This window comes from Castellaniella sp. (assembly GCF_004321985.1).
Classification (GTDB): domain Bacteria; phylum Pseudomonadota; class Gammaproteobacteria; order Burkholderiales; family Burkholderiaceae_B; genus Castellaniella.
In genome coordinates this window covers 82,580-100,598 of record NZ_SCQN01000020.1, presented here as the reverse complement: position 1 = coordinate 100,598, position 18,019 = coordinate 82,580, and the positions used below count along the sequence as shown (strand labels likewise).

Genomic DNA, 18,019 nt, shown 5'->3' with positions numbered 1-18,019 from the left:
TCCACTGCGAATGCGCTTTCCCCCGTCCCTGATTGCGCCGCCTGTGCGCGGCCTGCTGCCATGTCCGAATTCCAACGTCCCATCCTGACCCTGCCGGAAGACCACTCGAAGCTGCTGCTGCACTCCTGTTGCGCGCCCTGCTCCGGAGAAGTCATGGAGGCCATCCACGCCTCCGGGATCGAATATTCCATCTTCTTCTACAACCCCAACATTCACCCCAAGCACGAATACGAGTTGCGCAAGGAAGAAAACATCCGCTTTGCCGACAAGCATGGCATTGAGTTCATCGATGCCGACTACAACGTCGAGGACTGGTTCGCACGGGTAAAAGGCTTTGAGAACGAGCCGGAGCGCGGTAAGCGCTGCACCCTGTGTTTCGACATGCGGTTCGAACGCACCGCCCTCTATGCCCATGAACACGGGTTCGACGCCATCACCAGTTCGCTGGGGATCTCGCGCTGGAAGAACATGGAGCAAATCAACGGCAGCGGCGAACGTGCAGCCGCCCGCTACCCGGGCATGATCTACTGGACCTACAACTGGCGCAAGGGCGGCGGCTCTCAACGCATGATCGAGATCAGCAAGGCCGAACACTTCTACCAGCAAGAATACTGCGGCTGCGTGTTCTCGCTGCGCGACACCAACCGCTGGCGCCGCACAAACGGCCGAGACGCCGTGCGCACCGGGGTGAAATACTACGGCGACGAAGACCACCAGGAACCCGAACACCCGCCGGTCAAACCCACGGTGCGCCCCGCAGGCTGACCGCCGCCCGCGCCATCCATGGAAAAGGCCTTCGCGGACGGCGTCCGCGAAGGCCTTTTCACATCCAGCATCCGGCCAAAGCCGGGCACAAGCCGTTACTGCAAGGTACGCTCGAACACGAACTTCTCGCCATCCCAGTCCACGGGTACCACGTCCCTGGGTCCGAACTTGCCTTCCAGGATGAGCCGCGCCACCGGGTTTTCCACATACTGCTGGATCGCCCGCTTCAGCGGTCGTGCCCCGAACACCGGATCGTAACCAACGCGCGCCAGTTCCTGGACAGCCGCGTCCGTGACTTCCAGACGCATGTCCTGCTGGGCCAGCCGCTCGGCCAGGCGCTTCAACTGGATGCGCGCAATCGGTTCGATATGCGAAGCGTCCAGACCGTGAAACACCACGATTTCGTCGATGCGGTTCAGGAACTCGGGCCGGAAAGCCGTCTTCAGTTCATCGCGGATGACTTCCTTGACCACTTCATAGGGCTGATCCGCCAGATCCTGGATATGCTGTGAACCAATATTCGAGGTCATGATGACCACCGTATTGCGAAAATCCACGGTCCGGCCCTGGCCATCGGTCAGGCGACCGTCGTCCAGCACCTGCAGCAGCACATTGAACACGTCGGGATGGGCCTTCTCCACTTCATCGAGCAGGATCACGCTATAGGGCTTGCGGCGCACGGCTTCGGTCAGGTAGCCGCCTTCCTCGTAGCCCACGTACCCCGGAGGCGCCCCGATCAGGCGCGCCACGGAGTGCTTTTCCATGAACTCGCTCATGTCGATGCGCACCAGGTGATTGTCCGAATCGAACAGGAACTGCGCGAGCGCCTTGGTCAGCTCAGTCTTGCCCACGCCGGTGGGCCCCAGGAACAGGAAGGAACCATAGGGCCGATTGGGATCGGACAGACCGGCGCGTGAACGGCGGATGGCCTCGGACACCAGACGCACAGCCTCGTCCTGGCCGACGACGCGGTCATGCAGCACGGCTTCCATGCCCAGCAGCTTGGCGCGCTCGCCCTGCATCATGCGCGAGACCGGGATGCCGGTGGCCCGCGACACGACCTCGGCGATCTCTTCGGCTCCGACCTGGGTGCGCAGCAGGCGCGGCTTTTCCGAGCCCGAGTCGTGGCTGGCCGACTCGGCCACCTTCAGTCGCGCTTCCAGCTCGGGCAACCGCCCGTACTGCAGCTCGGCCAGCTTGTCGTACTGACCCTTGCGCTGCAGGTCCGCCATCTCGGCGCGCACCCGGTCGATCTCTTCCTTCACGGCCTGCGAGCCCTGGACGGCCGCCTTTTCCGACTTCCAGATTTCCTCATAATCGTTGTATTCGCGCTGCAGCGAGGCCAGTTCGTCCTCGATCGCCTTCAGACGCCGCCCCGACGCTTCGTCCGTGTCCTTGCGTACGGCTTCGCGCTCGATCTTCAACTGGATGATGCGGCGATCCAGCCGGTCCATGACCTCCGGCTTGGAGTCGATCTCCATGCGGATGCGAGCTGCCGCCTCGTCGATCAGGTCGATTGCCTTGTCGGGCAGGAAACGGTCCGTGATGTAGCGATGGGACAGTTCGGCCGCCGCGACAATGGCTGGATCGGTGATCTGCACGCCATGGTGCAGCTCATAGCGCTCCTGCAACCCCCGCAGGATGGCGATGGTGGATTCCACGTTGGGCTCATCGACCATGACCTTCTGGAAGCGGCGTTCCAGCGCGGCATCCTTCTCGATGTACTTGCGGTATTCGTCCAGCGTCGTGGCGCCCACGCAATGCAGTTCGCCGCGCGACAGCGCCGGCTTGAGCATATTGCCGGCATCCATGGCGCCCTCAGCCTTGCCTGCGCCCACCATGGTGTGCAGCTCGTCGATGAAGACGATGGTCTGGCCGGAATCCTGCGCCAGCTCCTTCAGGACAGACTTGAGGCGCTCTTCAAATTCGCCGCGATATTTCGCGCCGGCCAGCAGGCCCGCCAGGTCCAGCGCAAGAATGCGCTTGCCCTTGAGTGTCTCGGGCACTTCACCGTTGACAATACGCTGCGCCAGACCTTCCACGATCGCGGTCTTGCCCACGCCCGGCTCACCGATGAGCACCGGATTGTTCTTGGTGCGGCGCTGCAGGATCTGGATGGTGCGGCGGATCTCGTCATCACGCCCGATCACCGGGTCGAGTTTGCCCTCGCGCGCACGCGCCGTCAGGTCCAGCGTGTACTTCTTCAGCGCCTGGCGGTTGTCCTCGTCCTCGGCGCCGGTGACCGTAGCGCCGCCCCGCACCGAGGCGATAGCCGCCTCCAGCGCCTTGCGTTGCAGGCCGGCCTCTCGCAGCGCACGGCCCACCTCGCTCTTGTCGTCTGCCAGCGCGAGCAGGTAAAGCTCGCTGGCGATGAAATCATCGCCGCGCTGGCCTGCTTCCTTGTCGGTGCGCGCCAGAGCAGCCTGCAGCTCGCGCCCGACCTGGATGTTGCCCTCGGCGCCTTGCACGGTCGGCAGTGCCTTTAGTTGGCGCTCCAGCTCGGTCTGCAGGCGCTGCACCGCGACGCCGGACTGGGCCAGCAGACTGGCGGCACCACTGTCATGATCGGCCAGCAAGGCGGAAAGCAGGTGCACGTTCTCGACATAAGGATGATCGTGGCGCACGGCCAAGCTCTGGGCATCGGCAAGCGCCTGCTGAAACTTCGTTGTCAGTTTGTCTAATCGCATGGTGGGTGTTCCCGAATGTGGGTGGAGGCGGTACGCCCCGATGGAACGTAAATTGGGTCACCGGGCACGATTTTCAACAGGGTTCCGCACCAAGTGTTGCCGCCATGACGCATCCATAAGCTTATATCTGTTCATGCCCCTAGCGGCAGGTCTACAATTCCCGCAGTTATCATTCGGGTGGTTTTCACCCGCCTCCCACGATCAGACCAGCCCGCCATGTGTCAGCTACTGGGCATGAATTGCGCCACGCCCACGGACATCACGTTCTCCTTCACAGGCTTCGCCGCCCGCGGGGGCGACACTGACCACCACGCCGACGGTTTCGGTATCGCGTTCTATGAAAATCGCGGCTCGCGCTGCTTCCTGGACAACGCGCCCTGCTGCCAGTCGCCCGTCGCAGACCTCATCAAGCGCTACCCAATCAAGTCGCGCAACGTCATCGCCCACATCCGCAAGGCCACCCAGGGCGCGCTGGAACTCGAAAACTGTCACCCTTTCGTGCGCGAGCACTGGGGCCGGCACTGGCTTTTCGCCCACAACGGCGACCTGAAGGGGTTCGTACCCAGCCTGCGTGGCGACTACCTGCCCATCGGCCAGACGGACAGCGAACGAGCGTTCTGCTTCATCATGGAAGGTTTGCGGGCACGGTTCGGTGCCTCCGAGCCGCGCGACGAATCCCTTTTCGAGGCCATCGGCGAGATGACCGCCGATCTGAACCAGTACGGTGTATTCAATTTCCTGATGTCCAACGGCCGCTGCCTGCTCGCCCACTGCTCGACCAACCTGTACTACATCACACGGGCATGGCCCTTCCACGCCGCTCACCTGATCGACGCGGACATGACCATGGATTTCGCCCGCACCAACGTGCGCGGGGACTGCGTATCGGTCATCACCACGCGGCCGCTCACGGACAACGAAACCTGGACGCCGCTGAAACCCGGCGAACTGGTGTTGTTCGCGGACGGTGAACCCAGAATGCACCGCCACATTCCTATCACGGAAGATGTGCAGCTCAGCAACTGGCAGAATCTGGCCTGCGCCTGAACCAGACTCCCGATCGCCATGCCTGATTCCCGTTTCCCGGAAAACGACACACGCCCCGCCGAACCGGTGGAGCCCGACCTGAACGAATGCTGCGGCAACGGCTGCACGCCTTGCGTCTTCGACACCTACGCCGAGGACAAGCGCCGCTGGCAGGAAGCGGTCCGGGCCTGGGACCTGCGCCATCCGGACGCTGGCCCGAAGCCGGACTGAGTGCCCGGCAGGGGACATCCCCATCGCGCGTAGGGTTCCCCCCATCTGGCGCGGCCGCGATCCCTATAATCGTGGCCACTTCTCACTACTCCAGGATGATGCACCGTGGCCTCTGACGCTATCCCCATGTTCGCTGAAAACACCTACCCGCTCGACGCCCGCGGGATTGCCAAACGTTTCCGTCACGCCGCAATTTTCGGTGCTCTGTCGGCGCTGCAACCGGGCGAAACCATGCGGTTCTGCAATGACCACGACCCGCTGCCGCTGCTGCAGCAACTGAAGGAACACTTCGGCGAAAACATCGAGTTCGAATACCTGGCTCGCAATCCTGGCGAGATCGTGATCGACTTCCACATCGTCCCGTAACGTGAGCGACGCATTTTCAACTACCATAGGGGTTCCAACCCATTTGCCTCGGAGCCCCTCATGAGCTTGTCGCCATTTCACCTGGCCATCCCCGTCTATGATCTTCCCGCCGCCCGTCATTTCTACGGTGACGTCTTTGGCCTGTCTGAGGGCCGCTCGGACACGCATTGGGTGGATTTCGACTTCTTTGGCCACCAGCTCGTGATCCATGAACACCCGCGCACACCTTCGCAAGAACACGCGCATACCAACGCAGTGGATGGCCACGACGTGCCGGTACCGCACTTCGGCGTGGTGCTGCACTGGGGTGAATGGGAAGCGCTGGCCGAACGGCTGAAGGCGCGCGGCACGAAATTCGTGATCGAGCCCTATGTCCGTTTCAAGGGCCAGGTCGGCGAACAGGCCACCATGTTCCTGTATGATCCCTGCGGCAATGCGCTGGAATTCAAGGCCTTCAAGGACATGAGCCAGCTTTTCGCGAAATGACCGGCTGCAGCGGCCCCACGGCACCGGCGGACCGCACGCTGGACGTGCGGGGCCTGCCTGCCCCCGAGCCGCTGGAGCAATGCCTGCAGGCGCTGGACGAGCTGCACGCGGCGCAGCGCCTGCAACTCCTGGTGGATCGCGAACCACACCCCCTCTACCCACTGCTCGCGCGCGCCGGCTTCCAGCATGACTGCGTGTTCGAACCACCCCATTACCGCGTGACCATCTGGCGCGACTGACCCGCCATGCAACGCGCACTGGATTTCGACAAGACGCCCGCACTGGCCGTACCACTGCCGCTGCTCCTGAACGTGCCGATCTTCGCACTGCTGGCCGGAGCGCTGGCCACCTGGGCTGGCCCGCAGGCCTTCGCGAGCCGCTGGAGCCCGGTGACGCTGGCGCTGACTCATCTTTGGACCCTGGGCATCCTGACCAGCGCCATGTTGGGAGCCCTGATGCAGATCCTGGCTGTCGCGTGCAACGTTCCCACATTGCGCGCCCGTGGCGTCTCCAGCTTCGTGCATGCGACGCTGACCACGGGGACGCTGTTCCTGGTAGCGGGCTTTCTGTGGTGGTGGCCCGCCGCCTGGCGCACGGCCACTCTGCTGCTGACTCTGGCGTTCGCCACCTACCTCCTGGCCATGGCGGCATCACTCTGGCACTACCGGACCCAGGTCTATGCAGGGGCCCGCGAAATTCTGGTGGCCGTCCGCGGGTCGCTCGCCGCGCTCGCCGCCACCGCCATCATCGGCCTCGCGCTGGCCGGTTCGCTGAGCGCCGGCCGCCCACCAGCCGACTGGGTGGACAGCCACGCGCTATGGGGCCTGCTGGGCTGGGCCGGCCTGCTGCTCATGGGCATGTCGTTCCAGCTGCTGCCGATTTTCCAGGCCACGGAGCTCTATCCCCGACACCTGGTCCGCTGGCTCCCGCTGGCCATTCCGCTGCTGCTGATCGCGTGGACGGCGTTCAGCGTCATGAGCGGCCACGCATCCGTGCCGCCCAGACTTGCCGAACTGCTGCTCGCCGGCGGCTATGCCGTCTGGGCTGGTGTGACGCTGCATCGCCTGTGGACCCGCAAGCGTCCAGCACCCGAGGCAACAACGCTGTACTGGTATGCCGCCATGGCCAGCCTGCTGGCCTGTACGGCTCTCTGGCTGCGGTTCAGCCCAGGACGGGCGACCCAGCCGGAACTGGCGCTGGGGACCCTGATGATCGTGGGCGTCTTCGGGTCGGCGATCCAGGGAATGCTCTACAAGATCGTCCCGTTCCTGCTGTGGAAGCACGCCCAGGAAGCTCTTGAGATTCCGGGATCCGATCCCGCCCGGATCCGGGCCTGCCTGAAGCGCCTGCCCAAGATGGTTCAATACATCCCCGCTGGCCGTGCGCGGGCCCAGTGGGTGGCCCACGTTGTCGTGATCCTGAGCTGGACGATCGCAGCGCTGGGCGGAACGGCTGCCGGATATGCGGCAGGCCCCTTGCTGTTGCTGTCGGCGGCCGGCCTGTCCTGGAACCTCGCTGCGGCCCTGTGGCGCTACCGCAGCGCGACCCGGACGCTGGCGGCGCTGGTCACGGCACACGCGGCCGACCGTTTGGACGCAACCATCGAATAGAGCCCTTTGGTCGTCCCGGCCGCTGCGTCGGCACCGCACACATTCATCGTATGCCGGCAACACAGGCTGGAAACGCAGGCTGGAAACGCACGAAGGCACCCGGTTTCATCGCGTATCATAGGACGCGAAACCGCCGGTCCCTGGCCTCCTCCGAATGCTCCTCACCCTGGTCCTCGCCATCCCTTTCGCCGGCAGCCTGTTTGCAGCGCTGCTGCCGACGCACGCCCGGCGAGCGGGAGCCTGGACGGCAGGGCTCAGCGCACTGATCAGCCTGACGCTCACGGCGACCCTGACACCAGCCGTCGTGCGCGACGGCGTGGTGAAGCTGACGCTGCCATGGATTCCCTCTCAAGGCGTGGAACTCACGCTACGCATGGACGGCTACGCCTGGCTGTTTGCGGTCATCATCACGGCCATGGGGGCGCTCATCGCGCTGTACGCTCATTACTATCTCTCGGAGCAGGACCCCGCCCCCCGGTTTTTTGCGTTCCTGCAGGCTTTCATGGGCGCCATGCTGGGCGTAGTGCTCGCGGGTAACCTGATTCAGCTCGTGGTGTTCTGGGAACTCACCAGCCTTTCGTCCTTCATGCTGATCGGCTACTGGCATCATCGTATGGACGCACGGCGCGGCGCCCGCATGGCGCTGCTGGTCACTGGCGCGGGTGGATTCTGCCTGCTGGCCAGCATGCTGATCATCGGCCATATCGTGGGCAGCTATGACCTGGATGCGGTGCTGGCGGCTGCCCCCGCCATTCGCAACCACCGCTGGTATCCGATCCTGGTAGTGCTGCTCGCCATCGGAGCGCTCACCAAAAGCGCCCAGTTCCCCTTCCATTTCTGGCTGCCCAACGCCATGGCGGCGCCCACACCCGTCTCGGCCTACCTGCATTCGGCGACCATGGTCAAGGCAGGCGTTTTCCTGCTGGCACGATTCTGGCCCATCTTCTCGGGTACCGACTGGTGGACCTGGATCATCGGCGGAGCGGGGCTGTGCTCGCTACTGCTGGGGGCGTACGCAGCGACCTTCCAGCGCGACATCAAAAGCGTCCTCGCCTATTCCACCATCAGCCACCTGGGGCTGATTACGCTGCTGCTGGGCATGAACAGCCGCTTGGCGCTGGTGGCTGCCGTCTTCCACATCATCAACCACGCCACCTTCAAGGCATCGCTGTTCATGGCGGCGGGCATCGTCGATCACGAGACCGGGACACGGGACCTGGTGCGCTTGTCGGGGTTGCGCGCGAGCATGCCCCTGACGGCGGTGCTGGCGGCCGTCTCGGCAGCGGCCATGGCCGGCGTCCCACTGCTGAATGGCTTCATTTCCAAGGAAATGTTCTTCGCCGAAACCGTCTTCGTCACCGGGCACTGGGCCAGCCGCTGGGGACTGCCGACTCTGGCTGTCATCGCCAGCGCCTTCAGCGTGGCCTACTCCCTGCGCCTCATTCTGCAAGTGTTCTTTGGCCCGGTCGCCACCGACTTGCCCCGCGTCCCGCACGACCCCCCACGCATGATGCTGATTCCCTGCGCGATCCTCGTCCTGATCTGTCTGGCCGTGGGCATGCTGCCGTCGCTCACGCTGGGCCCGGTTCTCGCCATGGTCATGCACGGACTGCTCGGAAACCGCGTCCCCGCCTACGATCTGCAACCCTGGCATGGCCTGAATCTGCCGCTGCTCATGAGCTTCATCGCGATGCTGGCCGGGATCGTGCTGTACCGGCTGCTGCGCAGCCGCGACCAGCGGGCGCCTGGCCAGGTACCGATCATCTACCGGCTCGACGGCCGCAAAAGCTTCGAAGCGAGTCTGGAAGCCGTGGACGCCGGCAGCGCCTGGCTGCTTGCCAGGCTGCAGACGCATCGGCTGCAGCCCCAGGTCCTGCTGCTGGTCCTGTGCACGGCGACCGTCGCCGCGCTGCCGCTGCTGGCGGGAGGCTGGTGGACGCAAGGCCAACAGCAGTCCAATGCCGTGGAATCGTTCGGCCTCATGTGGCTGGCCGGCGGTGCCTGCGCAATCGCCTCCGCGCGTCTGGCCAAATATCACCGGCTGGCCTCACTCATGCTGGCGGGGGCCGCAGGCCTCATCACGTGCGTGACCTTTGCGTGGCTCTCGGCCCCCGATCTGGCCCTGACTCAGCTCTCGGTCGAGGTCGTCACCACCATCCTGCTGCTCCTAGGGCTGCGCTGGCTGCCTGCGCGCATCGACGAGTTCCCCCAGCCCGCCTCGGGCCGCATCCGCTGGCGCCGCATGCGCGACCTGACAGTCGCCATCGCCACGGGTGCCGGGCTGGCGGCACTGGCTTATGCTATGATGGTTCGGCCCACCGGCCTCCCCAGCATATCCGCCTTCTTCGTGGAACAGGCCTGGCCACTGGGCGGCGGTGCCAACGTGGTGAACGTCATTCTGGTCGATTTTCGCGCCTTTGACACATTCGGCGAAATCACCGTGCTCGCCATCGTGGCGCTCAGCGTCTACGCCCTGCTGCGGCGCTTCAGGCCACCGGCCGGAACCATCACGGTTCCGCTGCAACGCCGCAGCCGGCCAACGGAGTCCCCCGTCTTCGTGGAGCCCGATCCACAGGCGCCGCTGCCCGACGGCCTGATGCGCATCCCGGCAGTGCTGGTGCGGCTGCTGCTGCCGATCTCCACGCTGATCTCGCTGTACTTCCTGCTGCGCGGTCACAACCAGCCGGGCGGCGGCTTCGTCGGCGGCCTGGTCATGGCCACCGGCATCATCCTGCAATACCTGGTGGGCGGCATCCTGTGGGTCGAAGCCCGTCCACTCATCCGTCCCCAGGCCTGGATGGCCTCGGGCCTGCTGGTCGCCGGCACGACGGCGCTGTCGGCCTGGTGGTTCGGGCGGCCACTGCTCTCGGCCTACAGCCTGGACGTCACGCTGCCGCTTCTGGGTACCCTCCACTTGTCCAGCGTGCTGTTCTTCGACATCGGTGTCTACATGCTGGTGGTGGGTGCCACCATGCTGATGCTCGTCGCGCTCGCCCACCAGTCGCTGCGGTTCTATCGCAAGCTCACTGAACCCGTTGCCCCGGCGACGTTGCGGGAGACCTGACCATGGAATGGATACTCGCACTGGCCATCGGCATCCTGGCGGGCTCGGGCGTATGGCTGCTGCTGCGCCCGCGCACCTTCCAGTTCATCATGGGGCTGACGCTGCTGACTTACGCCGTCAACCTCTTCATCTTCGCCATGGGCCGGCTGCGTCTGGACGCGCCGCCCGTGATCGACCCGCACTGGGCCGACCCGGCACGCTACGCTGATCCGCTGCCCCAGGCGCTGGTGCTCACGGCCATCGTCATCGGCTTTGCCACGACTGCGCTGTTCCTGGTCGTGCTGCTGGCAGCGCGCGGCATGAGCGACACTGACCACGTCGACGGCGAGGAGCGGCGCCCATGAGCCTGTGGCTGCAGCCACTGCCCGTTCTGCCCGTGCTGGTGCCCATGATGGCGGCAGCCGCCATGCTGCTCACCCGCGACGTGCAGCGCCCGATTCGGGTCTGGCTGGCGGCTATTTCATTTGCCCTGCAGGGCGCCGTCGCACTCCTGCTGCTGGCTGCCACGCTGGAATGGCTGCCCACGGGATGGCCTGACGGGATCGGCGTCTACCTCTTGGGAAACTGGCCCGCGCCTTTCGGCATCGTGCTGGTGGTGGACCGGCTGAGCGCCCTGATGCTGGGGCTCACGGCGCTGCTCGGGATCTGCACCTGGATCTACGCCACGGCCCGCTGGGACAACGCAGGCAGCCACTTTCATCCACTGTTCCAGTTCATCCTCATGGGCCTGAACGGAGCCTTTCTGGCGGGTGATCTGTTCAACCTGTTCGTGTTCTTCGAAATCCTGCTCACCGCGTCTTATGGGCTCATGCTGCACGGGTCGGGCAAGCAGCGCGTCACCGCCGCCCTGCACTACATTGGCGTGAACCTGATCGCGTCCTTCCTGCTGTTGATCGCCATCGCCCTGATCTACGGGCTGACCGGCACCCTGAATTTCGCGGATCTGGCACTGCGAGCGCAGGTACTCCATGGCGCTGATCGCCGGCTCTTCGACAGCGCAGCCGCGATCCTGGGGATCGCCTTCCTGATCAAGGCCGCCGCCTGGCCCCTGAATTTCTGGCTGCCATCGGCCTACTCCCAGGCGTGCGCACCGGTCGGTGCGCTCTTCGCCATCATGACCAAGGTCGGGATCTACGCGCTGCTGCGCATCGGGTCGCTGCTGCTGCCAGCGGGCGCGCCAGCGGCCTTCGGGGGAGCCTGGATGTTCCCGGCCGGCATCGCCACACTGGCGTTCGGTACGCTGGGGATGCTGGCCAGCACGGAGGCCAGGCGCATCGCAGCCTATGCCGTCATCACCTCGTCGGGCACCCTGTTCGCGGCGCTGGGCATGCCGGGCGTCACGCTGACTGGCCCAGCCCTCTACTACCTGCTCAGTTCGGTCGCCGCATTGGCTTCGCTCTTCCTGCTGCTGGAACTTACCGAGCGCAGCCAGCCATTCGGCGCAGATATGCTGGCCATTACCCAGGAAGCCTTTGAAACCGAGGAAACAGACGCCAAGAGCCTGTCGGAGCAAACGGTCGGTGAGCCGCTGCCGGCTACCATGGCGTTCCTGGGCCTGAGCTTTTTTGCCTGTGCGCTACTCATCATCGGCTTGCCGCCCCTGTCCGGATTCGTGGCCAAATTCTCCCTGCTGTCGGCGGCCCTGCGCACAGCGGAATACGGTGCGCCAACCCTGAACGTCTGGTTGCTGGTGACCGCGATGCTGGTGTCCGGCCTGGCATGCCTGATGGCCCTGGGGCGATGCGGTGTGCGGCTGTTCTGGATTCCGGAAACCCTGCAGATTCCCAGGCTCAAAATCCGGGAGATCGTGCCCATCCTGATCCTGCTGTCGGCCTGCGGGCTGTTGACCGTACAGGCCGGGCCCGCGCTGGACTACCTGGACGACACGGCATACTACCTGAACGAGCCTGGCCGTTACGTACAGGCCGTGCTGGGCCAGGACAGCCGACACCCGGATGCCGCACAAGCAGCCGAAACAGCTGCCACAGGGACGATGCCATGAGATACCTGCTGCGATCACTGCCGCTCGCCGGCCTGCTGTTGGCCATGTGGCTGGTTCTGAATGACAGCCTCTCCATCGGACAGTGGAGCCTGGGTTTGGTGATCGCTCTGGTGCTGGGCCTGCTGGCGCCGATCCTGCGGCCCGTTCGGGCCCGCCTGCGTCACCCTGTTGTCGCCTTGCGGTTGATCAGCCGGGTCGCTCTGGACATCGCGCATTCGAACTACCTGGTGGGCCTGCGGATCCTGCGCGGCGATGCGGCCGGCGCCCATCCCGGATTCCTGGACATTCCGCTGCGCGTCCGCGACCCGCACGCCCTGGCAGCGCTTTCCTGCATCGTGACCTTCACGCCCGGCACCGTCTGGGCAGGGCACGATCCCGACCACAATGTGCTCACGCTGCATGTGCTGGACCTGAAGGACGCCACTGACCTGACCCACACCATTCAGGACCGCTACGAGCGGCCGCTCCTGGAGATTTTCGAATGAGCCTGATGATTCTGAACGGCGCCATCGCCTTCGCACTGCTGTGCTTCACCCTGGGCCTGGGATGCGCCGCTATCCGGATGGTGCGCGGCCCCACCGCCCAGGACCGCATCCTGGCCCTGGACACGGTCTACATTGACGGCATGCTGATCCTGCTCGTCCTGGGCTTGCGTTTCGAGGCGGGGCTGTACTTCGACGTAGCACTGCTCATTGCCCTGTTCGGCTTCGTGGGCTCCACCGCACTGGCCAAATTCCTGCTGCGTGGCGAGGTGATCGAACCATGAACGAGCTGCCGCTGTGGGCTGCCGTCATCGTGGCCCTGCTGCTGGCTGTGGCCGGCATCGCCACGCTGATCGGTTCCCTGGGCCTGCTGCGCCTTCACAGCTTCTATGAGCGCATGCACGCCCCGACCATGGGAACCACGCTGGGCGCATTTTGCGTGGTGCTGGCCTCCACTCTGGTGGCCGGCCTGCTGCAGCACCGCCCCATCGTCCACGAATGGCTGATCTGTCTGTTTCTGGTGCTGACAGCCCCCGTGACCGCGATCCTGCTCATGCAAAGCGCCATCCGCCGACACTGAGGAAATTTGTCACATTCTGCTAGGTGAAAACCCGTAAACTGATGCTAGCTGTAACATCACTGGTACAGGCATCGGCCTGTATCGTCATTCAGATAGGAGTGCCATCATGCGTCAAGTGACTCGAGTCTCTCTGCGCGCAACCCTGTTGGCCGCTGGCCTGGGTTGTGCCTTCCTGCTTTCTCCGGTGGCCGAAGCCGCCAGTCCCGCGCAATCGCAATATCAACGCGATGTGCAGCATTGCAATACCACCCCGGGAATCGACAAGAAGGCCTGCCTGAAGGAAGCTGGCGCTGCCGCGCAGGCTTCCCGGGACAATGGGCTGGCTGCTCCCGGCATGCAGTCCGAGACCCAGAACCGCACCCAGCGCTGCAATGCACTCACAGGCACTCAGCGCCAGGATTGCATGATCCTGATGGACAACAAGAACCAGGTCCGTGAACAGGGCTCGGTGCAATCCGGCGGCATCCTGCGCGAAACCACCATCACGATCCCGGCATCCGGCTCCGGCTCATAGGACGTGGCGACGGCGCCTCAAAGCTCCATCTGCATGCCCATTTCAACCACCCGGTTCGGCGGAATGCGGTAGAACCGGGTGCTGCGGCTGGCGTTGCGCGCCATGAGCGCGAACAGGTGCCGTCGCCAGCTCTTGTACCAGGGCAGCCGCCGTACCACGATGATGGTCTGTCGCGACAGAAAATAGGATGTCTGCATGGGCTCCAGATTCAGCTCGGGAACTTCCTGGGCGATCTGGCCCACGACCTGCGGCACATTCGGTTCCTGCTTGAACCCCCAGCGGGCGATCGCCTGCCAGCTGCTGCGGCTCACCCGATCCACCTTCAGACGCTCACCAAACGGCACATAGGGCTCGTCGGCCACCTCGATGGTCAGGAAGAGCGCCTGTTCATGCAGCACCTTATTATGTTTCAAATTGTGCAGCAACGCGGGCGGCACCGTGCCCACAATCATGCTCATGAACACGGATGTGCCCGGCACCCGAACGGGCGGATATGCCTCCAGAGATTCCATGAAGCTCCCCAGCGACTGGTGGTCGCCCGCCAGCGTGTCATGCACCTGCTGGCGGCCCCTCTTCCAGGTGGTCATGAGCACCAACAGCACGATGCCCACCACCAGCGGCAGCCAGCCGCCTTCGTGCAGCTTCAGCGTATTCGATGAAAACAGCAGGACATCGATCACGAGGAACACAGTAATGAGCGCAAGCCAGGCCAGACGCCGGCCGCCACGTGCGCCCCGGGGAAGCACCGCAAAGGCCAGGACCGAAGTCATCAGCATGGTGCCCGTCACCGCGAAGCCGTAGGCATGTGCCAGGCGGTCTGATGAACCAAAGGCCAGAATCAGGATCAGCACGGCTCCCATGAGCAGCCAGTTCACGCGCGGCAGATAGATCTGGCCTTCCTCACGCGCCGAGGTATGAAGAATGGTCATGCGCGGCCAGTAACCCAGCTGAACCGCCTGGCGCGTCATGGAGAATGCGCCCGAAATCACCGACTGAGAGGCGATCACCGTCGCCACCGTGGCGAGCGCCACCAGCGGCACCAGCCCCCAGTCCGGGGCCATCAGAAAGAACGGATTGCGAATGGACGACGGGTCGCTGAGCAGCAGCGCCCCCTGGCCGAAATAGCACAGGACGAGCGCAGGGAACACGGCCGAAAACCAGGACCGCCGGATCGTCGAGCGGCCAAAGTGCCCCATGTCGGCGTACAGAGCTTCGGCCCCGGTGAGGGCCAGCACTAGCGCGCCCAGCGCCAGGAATGTTTCCAGCGGCGCATCGGCGATGAAGCGCACCGCCCACAGTGGATTCACCGCCTTGAGCACCTGGGGTTCTTCGATGATCCGCCAGGCGCCCAGGGTGCCCAGCACCAGGAACCACAGGAGCATCACCGGGCCAAACAACCTGCCCACGGTACCGGTGCCGCGCGACTGAAACATGAATAGAGCCACCAGCACTGCCGCGGAGATGGGAACGATCCAGGGATCCAGGCCGTGTGACACGATACCGATGCCCTCCACCGCCGACAGCACCGAAATGGCAGGCGTGATCATGCTGTCGCCATAAAACAGGCTGGCCCCGATCAACCCCAGCAGAATCAGCCGCCAGCGAACCTTTTCAGTACGGCCGCGCATCGCCAGTTCCATCAGCGCGAGCGTCCCGCCTTCACCCCGGTTATCGGCGCTCAGGATACAGACCACATATTTCAGCGAGGCCACCACCACCAGCATCCAGAACAGGATGGAAAGCATGCCCAACACGTGTTCCACATCGGGCGGGCCCCCGACCCCGGCCAGGGCAACCTTGATCGTATACAGCGGGCTGGTCCCGATGTCGCCGTAGACGATTCCCAGTGCCCCGATCAGCAGCGCCGCTTTGGGGCTTGCGGCCTCTTCATTCTGTGTCGCCATGTTCTACTCGCTCCGGGTCAGGCCGATGCCGCGCCTGGGCCCAGGGAAAATGATGGTGATTTGCGTGCCTGAAAATTCCGGCCGGCTGCGGACTTTCCACCAAGCGCCGTGGGCCCGCGCAATCTCGCGCACGATGGCCAGTCCCAGCCCGGAGCCCCCCGAGCCTGCGTCAGTCGCCCGATAAAAGGCCTCGAACACGCGTTCCACGTCCCCCTCGTGGATACCGCAGCCGTCGTCGGCCACCGAGAAGGACGGCGGATTGGCCATGACCCGCAACTGGATGTTCCGCGCCCCCCGCCCATAACGCAAGGCATTATCGATCAGATTGCCCAGCAACTCCCCCAGCAGCACCGGGTCGCCGTCCACCCAGACAGCATCGTCCGGTGCCGTGAGCTGCAATTCCAACTCGCGCGCCTGTGTGCGCCCCAGCCACTCCGATCCGGTACAGCGCATCCACTCGCACAAGTCCAGGCGCACGAAGCTGTCCTGCGGGCGGGCTGTATGATCGGCGCGCGCCAGCACCAGCAGTTGCTGCCCCATGCGGATCATGTGGTCCGTGACGGACTTGATGCGTTCGGTGCGCATCCGGATGTCCGCCGGCAGATGGTCCTGGCTGAGCATGAGCTCGGACTCCACCTTCAGGCCGGCCAGCGGCGTACGCAATTGGTGGGCCGCGTGGCCGATGAAGCGGCGCTGTGCCAGCATGGCATCACCGACGCGTACCAGCAGATCGTTGAAATGCAGCACCAGGGGTGCGACTTCGCTGGGCAGTCCCACCAGATCCAGCGGCTGCAGATCGTCGATGGAACGCTGGCGGATCTGGTCGGCCAACCGGTTGATGGACGTGAGTTCGGTCCGGATGCCCGACACCAGCACCCAGACGAACAGCAGCACCAGAAAGGCCTGGGCCAGCAGCATCGCCCAGAACAAGTCACGCAGCAGCCAGGGCTGCGGACGAATCATGCCGGTCATGAACCAAGTCGCCAGCAGATCGATGGCGATCAGGATGAACAGCGCCGGCAACAGGCGCCGGACCAGGCGGCGCGCCAGCGAATCCTGCGGCACGAGACGCTCGAACCACCCGAGTGCGTGTCTGTCGTCCTGGAGTGGATCCCGAGCAGCTGGCTTAATCGGCACTTTCGACGTCAAGCAGGTATCCAAATCCGCGGACAGTCTGGATGCTGGCCCCGGTCCCATCAAGCCGCTTGCGCAGCCGATAGATGTAGACTTCAACCGCATTCTCGCTGAAATCCGCATCCCAGGCCGAGAGGGAATTGACGATCTGCTGCTTGGTCACGACACGACCCGACCGCGCCATGAGCATCTCCAGCACCGAAAGCTCGCGCACGGAGAGCGACAAGCGCTTGCCGGCCACGCGAATCTGTCGCCCCACCGTGTCAAAGGCCAGAGGACCGCATTCCAGCACGGTCTGGGCCTTCCCGTGGTTGCGTCGGGCCAGCGCCCGCACCCGCGCAGCCAGCTCGGCCAGATCGAACGGCTTGGTGACATAGTCGTCAGCCCCCGCATCAAGACCCGCCACCCGGTCATCCAGCCCATCGCGCGCCGTGAGGATCAGCACCTGGCCCTGGTAGCCGCCCGTGCGCAAATGCTGCAGGACCTCCAGCCCCCCCATCCCGGGAAGATTCAGATCCAGCAGAAGCAGGTCATATGCCTGACCGGCAACGGCGCCTTCGACACGGTCTCCTTCCTTGAGCCAATCCACGGCATAGCCCTGACTGGTCAGGAATTCCTGCAGCGCGTGGCCCAGTGTGGTGTCGTCTTCGATGACTAGAACTCGCATGGGGTGATTCTAGCCTGAACCCGTCATTCGACGTCACCAATGAGCAGGGCTGGTTACATTGTTGACGCCGGGGGGACCGGTGTGGTCGCCCCCGGCTGCGTGACGAACCCCAGGCGCTTCATCCCGGCCACACGCGCGGCCCCCATGATCCGGGCCAACAGCCCATAGCGGGTATCCCGGTCGGCACGGATGCGGATCTCGGGCTGCGGATCGCGTACAGCCTGCTGCTCGAACAGCGACGGCAAATCCGTCTCGGCCACTGGCTGATCGTTCCAGAACAGGGCCCCGTGAGCGTCCACAGCCAAGTCGATCGGCTGCGGTGTTTCCTCGGTCGGCTGGGCACTGACCTGGGGAACGTTGATGCGAATGGTATGGCTGAGCAAAGGTGCCGTGATCATGAAGATCACCAGCAGCACCAGCATCACGTCGATGAGCGGGATCATGTTGATCTCGGACATGGCCGAGCCGGTGTTCTTGGAATCGAAGCTCCCGAAAGCCATT

Annotated in this window: 19 protein-coding genes; 14 read left to right on the top strand and 5 right to left on the bottom strand. The window is 64.4% G+C overall.

What is annotated here, in order from left to right; genetic code table 11:
* The first annotated feature begins 60 nt into the window (after window positions 1-60).
* Entirely contained in the window at window positions 61-765 is a 705-nt protein-coding gene (locus tag EPN31_RS05525; RefSeq protein ID WP_291770587.1) for an epoxyqueuosine reductase QueH, read from the top strand.
* A gap of 95 nt (window positions 766-860) precedes the next feature.
* Here EPN31_RS05525 and clpB read toward each other — a convergent pair whose 3' ends face one another.
* Window positions 861-3,452 (bottom strand): ATP-dependent chaperone ClpB, encoded by a 2,592-nt coding sequence (gene clpB / locus EPN31_RS05520; protein ID WP_291770586.1) that lies wholly within the window; start codon window positions 3,450-3,452, stop codon window positions 861-863.
* A 216-nt stretch (window positions 3,453-3,668) separates the two neighbouring features.
* Between clpB and EPN31_RS05515 the strand changes: the two genes are divergently transcribed.
* The 13 genes from EPN31_RS05515 (at window position 3,669) to EPN31_RS05455 (ending at window position 13,813) form a co-directional block, all read left to right on the top strand.
* Entirely contained in the window at window positions 3,669-4,499 is an 831-nt protein-coding gene (locus tag EPN31_RS05515; protein ID WP_291770585.1) for a class II glutamine amidotransferase, read from the top strand.
* Window positions 4,500-4,517: 18 nt separating this feature from the next.
* A complete protein-coding gene (locus EPN31_RS05510) occupies window positions 4,518-4,709 on the top strand; it encodes an oxidoreductase-like domain-containing protein (RefSeq protein WP_291770584.1) in 192 nt (63 codons plus the stop codon).
* A 126-nt stretch (window positions 4,710-4,835) separates the two neighbouring features.
* Window positions 4,836-5,075, top strand: a complete 240-nt coding sequence (locus EPN31_RS05505) for a DUF2249 domain-containing protein (RefSeq protein ID WP_291770602.1) — start codon at window positions 4,836-4,838, stop codon at window positions 5,073-5,075.
* A gap of 60 nt (window positions 5,076-5,135) precedes the next feature.
* A complete protein-coding gene (locus tag EPN31_RS05500) occupies window positions 5,136-5,561 on the top strand; it encodes a VOC family protein (RefSeq protein ID WP_291770583.1) in 426 nt (141 codons plus the stop codon).
* The gene (locus tag EPN31_RS05495; protein WP_291770582.1) at window positions 5,558-5,800 is read left to right on the top strand and encodes a DUF2249 domain-containing protein; all 243 of its coding nucleotides are present in this window, start codon (window positions 5,558-5,560) and stop codon (window positions 5,798-5,800) included. Before EPN31_RS05500 ends, EPN31_RS05495 begins: the two co-directional genes overlap by 4 nt.
* Before the next feature lie 6 nt (window positions 5,801-5,806).
* A complete protein-coding gene (locus tag EPN31_RS05490; RefSeq protein WP_291770580.1) occupies window positions 5,807-7,171 on the top strand; it encodes a hypothetical protein in 1,365 nt (454 codons plus the stop codon).
* A gap of 154 nt (window positions 7,172-7,325) precedes the next feature.
* Window positions 7,326-10,235, top strand: a complete 2,910-nt coding sequence (locus EPN31_RS05485) for a monovalent cation/H+ antiporter subunit A (protein ID WP_291770579.1) — start codon at window positions 7,326-7,328, stop codon at window positions 10,233-10,235.
* 2 nt (window positions 10,236-10,237) lie between these two features.
* A complete protein-coding gene (locus tag EPN31_RS05480; RefSeq protein WP_291770578.1) occupies window positions 10,238-10,579 on the top strand; it encodes a Na+/H+ antiporter subunit C in 342 nt (113 codons plus the stop codon).
* Entirely contained in the window at window positions 10,576-12,237 is a 1,662-nt protein-coding gene (locus EPN31_RS05475; protein WP_291770577.1) for a monovalent cation/H+ antiporter subunit D, read from the top strand. Before EPN31_RS05480 ends, EPN31_RS05475 begins: the two co-directional genes overlap by 4 nt.
* Window positions 12,234-12,722 carry a Na+/H+ antiporter subunit E gene (locus EPN31_RS05470; protein ID WP_291770576.1) on the top strand — a complete coding sequence of 163 codons (489 nt, stop codon included), beginning with the start codon at window positions 12,234-12,236 and terminating at the stop codon, window positions 12,720-12,722. Before EPN31_RS05475 ends, EPN31_RS05470 begins: the two co-directional genes overlap by 4 nt.
* Window positions 12,719-13,003, top strand: coding sequence for a K+/H+ antiporter subunit F (locus tag EPN31_RS05465; RefSeq protein WP_291770575.1), 285 nt, complete (start codon window positions 12,719-12,721; stop codon window positions 13,001-13,003). The genes EPN31_RS05470 and EPN31_RS05465 overlap by 4 nt, the downstream gene beginning before the upstream one ends.
* Window positions 13,000-13,299: a monovalent cation/H(+) antiporter subunit G gene (gene mnhG, locus EPN31_RS05460; RefSeq protein WP_291770574.1), complete on the top strand. Its 300-nt coding sequence runs from the start codon at window positions 13,000-13,002 to the stop codon at window positions 13,297-13,299. The genes EPN31_RS05465 and mnhG overlap by 4 nt, the downstream gene beginning before the upstream one ends.
* A 106-nt stretch (window positions 13,300-13,405) precedes the next feature.
* On the top strand, window positions 13,406-13,813 hold the full coding sequence (locus tag EPN31_RS05455) for a hypothetical protein (protein ID WP_291770572.1): 408 nt from the start codon (window positions 13,406-13,408) through the stop codon (window positions 13,811-13,813).
* 17 nt (window positions 13,814-13,830) lie between these two features.
* On the opposite strand, the gene EPN31_RS05450 is transcribed toward EPN31_RS05455, so the two are convergent.
* The 4 genes from EPN31_RS05450 to EPN31_RS05435 form a co-directional block, all read right to left on the bottom strand.
* On the bottom strand, window positions 13,831-15,717 hold the full coding sequence (locus EPN31_RS05450) for a potassium transporter Kup (RefSeq protein ID WP_291770571.1): 1,887 nt from the start codon (window positions 15,715-15,717) through the stop codon (window positions 13,831-13,833).
* Between the two features lie 3 nt (window positions 15,718-15,720).
* The gene (locus tag EPN31_RS05445; protein WP_291770570.1) at window positions 15,721-16,782 is read right to left on the bottom strand and encodes an ATP-binding protein; all 1,062 of its coding nucleotides are present in this window, start codon (window positions 16,780-16,782) and stop codon (window positions 15,721-15,723) included.
* A 61-nt stretch (window positions 16,783-16,843) separates the two neighbouring features.
* A complete protein-coding gene (locus EPN31_RS05440) occupies window positions 16,844-17,518 on the bottom strand; it encodes a response regulator transcription factor (protein WP_291770569.1) in 675 nt (224 codons plus the stop codon).
* 53 nt (window positions 17,519-17,571) lie between these two features.
* Window positions 17,572-18,018, bottom strand: a complete 447-nt coding sequence (locus tag EPN31_RS05435) for a biopolymer transporter ExbD (RefSeq protein ID WP_291770568.1) — start codon at window positions 18,016-18,018, stop codon at window positions 17,572-17,574.
* Window position 18,019: the final 1 nt, after the last annotated feature.

Bases quoted from the DNA above. Each gene is read 5' to 3' on its own strand.
- EPN31_RS05525 (WP_291770587.1), top strand. From the start codon at position 61: ATGTCCGAATTCCAACGTCCCATCCTGACCCTGCCGGAAGACCACTCG.
- clpB (WP_291770586.1), bottom strand. From the start codon at position 3,452: ATGCGATTAGACAAACTGACAACGAAGTTTCAGCAGGCGCTTGCCGAT.
- EPN31_RS05515 (WP_291770585.1), top strand. From the start codon at position 3,669: ATGTGTCAGCTACTGGGCATGAATTGCGCCACGCCCACGGACATCACG.
- EPN31_RS05510 (WP_291770584.1), top strand. From the start codon at position 4,518: ATGCCTGATTCCCGTTTCCCGGAAAACGACACACGCCCCGCCGAACCG.
- EPN31_RS05505 (WP_291770602.1), top strand. From the start codon at position 4,836: ATGTTCGCTGAAAACACCTACCCGCTCGACGCCCGCGGGATTGCCAAA.
- EPN31_RS05500 (WP_291770583.1), top strand. From the start codon at position 5,136: ATGAGCTTGTCGCCATTTCACCTGGCCATCCCCGTCTATGATCTTCCC.
- EPN31_RS05495 (WP_291770582.1), top strand. From the start codon at position 5,558: ATGACCGGCTGCAGCGGCCCCACGGCACCGGCGGACCGCACGCTGGAC.
- EPN31_RS05490 (WP_291770580.1), top strand. From the start codon at position 5,807: ATGCAACGCGCACTGGATTTCGACAAGACGCCCGCACTGGCCGTACCA.
- EPN31_RS05485 (WP_291770579.1), top strand. From the start codon at position 7,326: ATGCTCCTCACCCTGGTCCTCGCCATCCCTTTCGCCGGCAGCCTGTTT.
- EPN31_RS05480 (WP_291770578.1), top strand. From the start codon at position 10,238: ATGGAATGGATACTCGCACTGGCCATCGGCATCCTGGCGGGCTCGGGC.
- EPN31_RS05475 (WP_291770577.1), top strand. From the start codon at position 10,576: ATGAGCCTGTGGCTGCAGCCACTGCCCGTTCTGCCCGTGCTGGTGCCC.
- EPN31_RS05470 (WP_291770576.1), top strand. From the start codon at position 12,234: ATGAGATACCTGCTGCGATCACTGCCGCTCGCCGGCCTGCTGTTGGCC.
- EPN31_RS05465 (WP_291770575.1), top strand. From the start codon at position 12,719: ATGAGCCTGATGATTCTGAACGGCGCCATCGCCTTCGCACTGCTGTGC.
- mnhG (WP_291770574.1), top strand. From the start codon at position 13,000: ATGAACGAGCTGCCGCTGTGGGCTGCCGTCATCGTGGCCCTGCTGCTG.
- EPN31_RS05455 (WP_291770572.1), top strand. From the start codon at position 13,406: ATGCGTCAAGTGACTCGAGTCTCTCTGCGCGCAACCCTGTTGGCCGCT.
- EPN31_RS05450 (WP_291770571.1), bottom strand. From the start codon at position 15,717: ATGGCGACACAGAATGAAGAGGCCGCAAGCCCCAAAGCGGCGCTGCTG.
- EPN31_RS05440 (WP_291770569.1), bottom strand. From the start codon at position 17,518: ATGCGAGTTCTAGTCATCGAAGACGACACCACACTGGGCCACGCGCTG.
- EPN31_RS05435 (WP_291770568.1), bottom strand. From the start codon at position 18,018: ATGGCTTTCGGGAGCTTCGATTCCAAGAACACCGGCTCGGCCATGTCC.